The sequence below is a fragment of the Parabacteroides sp. MSK.9.14 genome, assembly GCF_019041495.1.
Classification (GTDB): domain Bacteria; phylum Bacteroidota; class Bacteroidia; order Bacteroidales; family Tannerellaceae; genus Parabacteroides; species Parabacteroides merdae.
In genome coordinates, this window is record NZ_JAHPXO010000105.1 from 1 (window position 1) to 1634 (window position 1634).

2 protein-coding genes are annotated in these 1634 nt (G+C 41.2%); both read left to right on the top strand.

Going from position 1 to position 1634, the window contains the following annotated elements; translation table 11 throughout:
- Nucleotides 1-43 precede the first annotated feature (43 nt).
- Nucleotides 44-472, top strand: a complete 429-nt coding sequence (locus tag KTG12_RS21270; RefSeq protein ID WP_005640132.1) for a hypothetical protein — start codon at nt 44-46, stop codon at nt 470-472.
- Nucleotides 469-1377 carry an IS3 family transposase gene (locus tag KTG12_RS21275; RefSeq protein ID WP_005640131.1) on the top strand — a complete coding sequence of 303 codons (909 nt, stop codon included), beginning with the start codon at nt 469-471 and terminating at the stop codon, nt 1375-1377. The genes KTG12_RS21270 and KTG12_RS21275 overlap by 4 nt, the downstream gene beginning before the upstream one ends.
- Nucleotides 1378-1634: the final 257 nt, after the last annotated feature.

Genomic DNA, 1634 nt, shown 5'->3' on the forward strand with positions numbered 1-1634 from the left:
TGTCTCGTCCTGAAATAGGTTGACTTCATAAAAGTCAACAAAGATGAAAAAAGAGAAGTCATTGACTCGTCGCAAGGGTGAACCTTATCCTTTGGAGATTCGCCTAGCAGCTATAGGTGAATATCGCTTAGGAGTAAGCCGTAAAGAGATCGCCTTTAAATATTCCATAAGCGACCCTACGGTAATATCGCATTGGATTCGTAAATTTGAGGCAAAAAGACAATCATCAGTGTCAATAAAACCACTGAAACTCAAAAAGCGATCAATAAAAATGACAGAAAACGAATCGGATCTTTCCAAACGGATCAAAGAACTGGAACGCGCCCTCAAACAAAAAGAGTTGGAGTTAAAGGATAAAGAGAAGGAACTGAAGCATGAGCAAGCTCATCGCCGTGCGATGGAAATCCTAATAGAACTAGCCAATGAACACTATAACATCGATATCCGAAAAAACTCTGGCACCAAGCAGTGAAAAGGCTTCATGACAATCAGCCGGAAATAAGTATCCCTGATTGTTGTTCGTTGTTTGGGTATAGCAAGCAAGCCTATTATAAGAGAGAAAAACAGTTACAATCGGAATTGTTGTGTGAGGAAATAATCCTTAAAATGGTAAACAGCCTGCGTCAGGACCAACCGGTTTTAGGTGGTCGTAAGTTGTATCATATCCTAAAAACCAAGATACATCCTGATTTGGATATAGGGCGCGATAAGTTTTTTGACTTGCTACGCGACAATGGTTTGTTGATCAGACATTCCAGGGTTTATCGGCCGGTAACAACTCTGTCATGGAACCGTTTTCATAAGTATCCAAATCTGATAAAAGATTATGATCCGCTATCAGCCAATCAGTTATATGTAGCTGATATCACTTATGTCCGCAATGTCGAAGGGAGATTCTATTATTTGAGTTTGCTCACAGATGCATACTCCCGTAAGATTGTCGGTTGGGCCCTGGAGGATTCCCTGGAGATGTCCGGTCCGATAAAAGCGTTGAATATGGCCTTGGAAACACTTCCCCCGGGAAGCGATCTGATCCATCATTCGGATAGAGGAGTACAATATTGTAGCAAAGATTATATCTCAATTTTACAAGGCATTAAATGTCGTATAAGTATGACAGAAAACGGAGATCCCAGAGAGAATGCAATAGCTGAACGTGTCAATGGAATATTAAAAGAAGAATGGTTGAATAAAGAAATGATAACAACGCTCGGCCAGGCTCGGGATATAGTGAGGAAAGTGATCGATATTTATAACACCCGGCGCCCTCACAGTAGTGTGGAAATGTTGACACCTGAAGAGGCGCATGCGAAGAAGGGGCCTTTAAAAAGAAAATGGAAAACTATTTATAAACGTAAACAAGCTATTCTTTTATGAACAGGATCAAACTGATATATTTGCAACAAAATAGAACAGAGACCGGAAACGCTCGTCGGGACAGGTGGCCCTGCCCCTTGCCGCTTGGGCGCTCCCCGGCCGATGAGTTTGGCTGTGAAAAGCCCCCTGTCCTGTAGTGAAACAGGATAAGGTAACTTATTTTAGGATTAAGAAAGGATTGTCTGTTTTTTTACATTTATAGACAACCTATAACAGGATTTTTTTAATACACAGTCAACCAAAATCAGGACGAGACA